Origin of the sequence: Streptomyces boncukensis (genome assembly GCF_011045075.1) — a bacterium.
In the GTDB taxonomy this organism is placed as follows: domain Bacteria; phylum Actinomycetota; class Actinomycetes; order Streptomycetales; family Streptomycetaceae; genus Streptomyces; species Streptomyces boncukensis.
This window is the reverse complement of record NZ_JAAKZZ010000650.1, coordinates 1-3538: the sequence shown is the minus strand read 5'-3', so window position 1 is coordinate 3538 and position 3538 is coordinate 1. Positions and strand designations below refer to the sequence as shown.

Annotated in this window: 5 protein-coding genes; 4 read left to right on the top strand and 1 reads right to left on the bottom strand. The window is 71.8% G+C overall.

Annotated elements, in window-relative coordinates; translation table 11 throughout:
* The first annotated feature begins 273 nt into the window (after positions 1–273).
* The 3 genes from G5C65_RS33685 (at position 274) to G5C65_RS33675 (ending at position 1568) form a co-directional block, all read left to right on the top strand.
* Entirely contained in the window at positions 274–735 is a 462-nt protein-coding gene (locus G5C65_RS33685) for a ferritin-like domain-containing protein (protein WP_165302855.1), read from the top strand.
* Positions 736–828: 93 nt separating this feature from the next.
* Positions 829–1278 (top strand): hypothetical protein, encoded by a 450-nt coding sequence (locus G5C65_RS33680; protein WP_338146787.1) that lies wholly within the window; start codon positions 829–831, stop codon positions 1276–1278.
* Positions 1279–1349: 71 nt separating this feature from the next.
* The gene (locus tag G5C65_RS33675; protein WP_165302853.1) at positions 1350–1568 is read left to right on the top strand and encodes a hypothetical protein; all 219 of its coding nucleotides are present in this window, start codon (positions 1350–1352) and stop codon (positions 1566–1568) included.
* 6 nt (positions 1569–1574) lie between these two features.
* On the opposite strand, the gene G5C65_RS33670 is transcribed toward G5C65_RS33675, so the two are convergent.
* A complete protein-coding gene (locus G5C65_RS33670) occupies positions 1575–1916 on the bottom strand; it encodes a nuclear transport factor 2 family protein (RefSeq protein WP_206442570.1) in 342 nt (113 codons plus the stop codon).
* A 149-nt stretch (positions 1917–2065) separates the two neighbouring features.
* On the opposite strand from G5C65_RS33670, the gene G5C65_RS33665 reads away from it, so the two are divergent.
* Positions 2066–3253 carry a cysteine desulfurase family protein gene (locus G5C65_RS33665; protein WP_165302852.1) on the top strand — a complete coding sequence of 396 codons (1188 nt, stop codon included), beginning with the start codon at positions 2066–2068 and terminating at the stop codon, positions 3251–3253.
* Positions 3254–3538: the final 285 nt, after the last annotated feature.

The window sequence follows — 3538 nt, the reverse complement described above, 5'->3', positions numbered from 1 at the left end:
TCGAAGGTTCGTCGGCAGCGTCAGTTGTGTATAAGAGACAGCCCCAGGACACGGACCCCATGATGGCTCTCCCAGCTGTCCGACAACGTTGTCATATGCGGGTTGATTCTTGAGCCGCCCGGAGCGGCCTGTCAACACCCCGGAGTTGTTGTGGGAAAGCCTCTGCCGGTTCGGGGAGCAGTGCAGATGTCCTCTTTACGGATATATGTTTACGTTAGGAGTGGTGAGTACCGAAGCGAGAGAAAGTGAGCCAGTACCGTGACGTCGTACGCCGTGAAGAGCACGCTCCCCAACGAGGCCCTCCGCACCGTGGGTGAGGCGCTGCAGGGCTCGCTGGTCGACCTGATCGACCTCTCCCTCGTCGCCAAGCAGATCCACTGGAACGTCGTCGGCCCGCGCTTCCGCTCCATCCACCTCCAGCTCGACGAGGTCGTGGACACCGCGCGCAGCTACACCGACACCGTCGCGGAGCGGGCCTCCGCGCTCGGCATCCCCCCGGACGGCCGCTCCGCGACCGTCTTCCAGGGCAGCGCCGTCTCCCCGGTCCCCGAGGGCTGGCTGCCGGACAGCGACGCCGTGCGCACCATGGTCGCCGCGCTGGCCTCGGTCATCGCCAAGGCCCGCGAGCGGATGGCCGCCGTCGGCCCCGTCGACCCGGTGACGGAGGACATCTTCATCCAGCTCACCGGCGAGCTGGAGAAGGCCCACTGGATGTTCCAGGCCGAGAACGGCTAGCTACCGGGAACGGCTAGCTGCCGGGAACGGCGGCTGGAAACAGCGGCCTGCCCGCGGACACCCGCGGGGTAGGGGTGGGATATGAGGCGTTCCGTGACCATCACCGGCAGCCGTACCACGGCGCACCGCGACGCCGCCGCCTACGCGGAGCTGTTCGCCGGCTATCTCGGCCCCTTCGCCGAGGCGCCCGGCGGCGCCCACTTCTACCTCGGCGGGGGGAACGGCATCGACAGCCTCGCCCTCGTCTGGCTCGCCGAGCACACCAGGGCCCGGCTCACCGTCGTCACCCCCGCGGTGCTGGAGCGGCAGCCGCGCGCCGCCCGGCAGGCCGTGGCCCGCGCGAAGGAACGTATCGACGAGATCGTCGAGCTGGGCGCCGACCCGCTGGACGCGGCGGCGTACGAGGCCCGGAACCGCTGGATGGTGGATCGCAGCTCGCTGGTCATCGGCTTCCCGGTGGGGGAGAGCAGCGGCTCCGGCACCTGGCAGGCGCTGCACTACGCGGCCCACGAGGGCCGGGCCCGCCTCATCGTCCCCATCTGACCCGGACAGCGCCGCGGCCCCGCTGACCTCGCCGAGGTGCGCGCGGTCCCGACTCGGCGCAGCCTGGACGCATGGCCGCACCGATAGTCGTGTACCCGCCGGCGCCCGGCGGCGGGCGCAAAGTGACAGCCCACGGCGAGACGCTGGGCGTCGCGTACGGCCTGGTCGACGTGATCGAGTTCCTGCGGCGGGCCGGGCTGGACATCGCCACCCTCGACCTCTACGACGAGGACCTGATCGACTGGCGCGGGGGCAGCCCCGAGGTATGGGGTCCCAGGGCGGGCGGTTAGCGCCGCTCACCTCGGGGGGCCGCCGAAGAAGACCTGGACCTCGGTGAGCTGGCCGTCGCGCAGTGTGATCACCTCCGCGTTCCGGTGCCGCTCGCCGCTGAGCTTCTCGTACTCGTACAGCGCGATCACCTCGCCGCTCTCCGTCGGCACGACCTCCAGCAGCTCGTGCGAGCGCAGCGCCGCCGCGGTGGGGAAGCAGCGTTCGAAGAACGCGGTCCGGTCGATGTGGTCGTCCTGCGGGCTGGTGAGGGTGAAGTCCTCCGCGTACAGCTTCTCGGCGGTCTCCCGGTCCTGCGTGATGTAGCAGGTGAAGCAGGCGCGGACCACGTCGGTGTGGGTCATGGTCATCCGTCTGTCCTCCGCTCGTTCCGTATCTGCGTGAAGAATGACCGAGGCCAGGCCCGCAATTCATCGTGCGCTCCCCGCGCCCGCTCCGCGCAACCGCGCCCCCACGCGCCCGGTGTGCGCCCCGAGGTGGCCCGTAGAATCGGGGAACCATGGCAGACACCGCCCACCGCGCCTATCTCGATCACGCCGCGACCACCCCGATGTACCCGGAGGCGGCGCGGACGATGACCGCCCAGCTCGGCGTCGTCGGCAACGCCTCCTCGCTGCACGGCGCCGGGCGCCGGGCCCGCCGCACCGTCGAGGAGTCCCGCGAGTCGCTGGCCGCCTCGCTCGGCGCCCGCCCCAGCGAGGTCGTCTTCACCGGCGGCGGCACCGAGGCGGACAACCTGGCCGTCAAGGGCCTGTTCTGGGCCCGCCGGGACGCCGCGCCGCACCGCACCCGCGTGCTGGCCAGCCCCGTCGAGCACCATGCGGTGCTGGACGCCGTCGAGTGGCTGGCCGGGCACGAGGGCGCGACGGTGGAGTGGCTGCCGGTCGACGGCCACGGGAGGGTGAGCCCCGAGGCGCTGCGCGAGGCGATCGAGCGCGACCCGGACGATGTCGCGCTGGCCACCGTGATGTGGGCCAACAACGAGATCGGGACGGTCTCCCCGGTGCGGGAGCTGGCCGAGACGGCGGGCGAGTTCGGCGTGCCGCTGCACGCGGACGCGGTGCAGGCGTACGGCCAGCTGGACACCCGCTTCGACGTCTCGGGGCTGGCCGCCATGACGGTCACAGGCCACAAGATCGGCGGCCCGTACGGGGTGGGCGCGCTGCTGCTCGGCCGCGAGTACGCGCCCGTTCCGCTGCTGCACGGCGGGGGCCAGGAGCGCCATGTGCGCTCCGGCACGCTGGACACCCCGGCCATCGCCGCGTTCGCCACCGCCGGCCGGCTGGCGGTGGAGCGGCGCGAGGAGTTCGCCCGCGAGGTGGCCGCGCTACGGGACGCGCTGGTGGAGGCCGTACGCGCGGCCGTGCCCGACGCGGTCCTCAACGGCGACCCGGACCCGGCGAACCGCCTCCCCGCCAACGCGCACTTCTCCTTCCCGGGCTGCGAGGGCGACTCCCTGCTGCTGCTGCTGGACGCGCAGGGCATCGAGTGCTCCACGGGTTCCGCCTGCACGGCGGGGGTGGCCCAGCCCAGCCATGTGCTGCTCGCCGCGGGCGCCGATCCGGACCTGGCCCGCGGCACCCTGCGCTTCTCGCTGGGGCACACGTCGACCAAGGCGGACGTGGAGGCGGTCGCGGAGGCGATAGGCCCGGCGGTGGAACGCGCCCGGGGGGCAGGGCTGAGCTAGTGCCGTGGCCGGAAAGGTTCACCGCCTCGCGCCGCCCGGCACGGCGCCTCGCGGCGTTGCCGGATCACGCGAGTACGGCCCAGTACGAGCCGCGATCCGGCGCCTTGCGAGGCACCGCACCGGACGACGCGAGACGGCAAACCTTTCCGGCCACGGCACTAGGTGTTCTGTCTCGGGAGGTTGTGGACGGTGAGGCAGGTCTCGGTTGAGGGATCTTGAATGGGTGAGGGCCTTCCGGGTTCGGTGTGGATTGTGATGTCTGCACCGACCAGAAAGGCCCTCGTG

Bases quoted from the DNA above. Each gene is read 5' to 3' on its own strand.
- G5C65_RS33675 (WP_165302853.1), top strand. From the start codon at position 1,350: ATGGCCGCACCGATAGTCGTGTACCCGCCGGCGCCCGGCGGCGGGCGC.
- G5C65_RS33665 (WP_165302852.1), top strand. From the start codon at position 2,066: ATGGCAGACACCGCCCACCGCGCCTATCTCGATCACGCCGCGACCACC.
- G5C65_RS33670 (WP_206442570.1), bottom strand. From the start codon at position 1,916: ATGACCATGACCCACACCGACGTGGTCCGCGCCTGCTTCACCTGCTAC.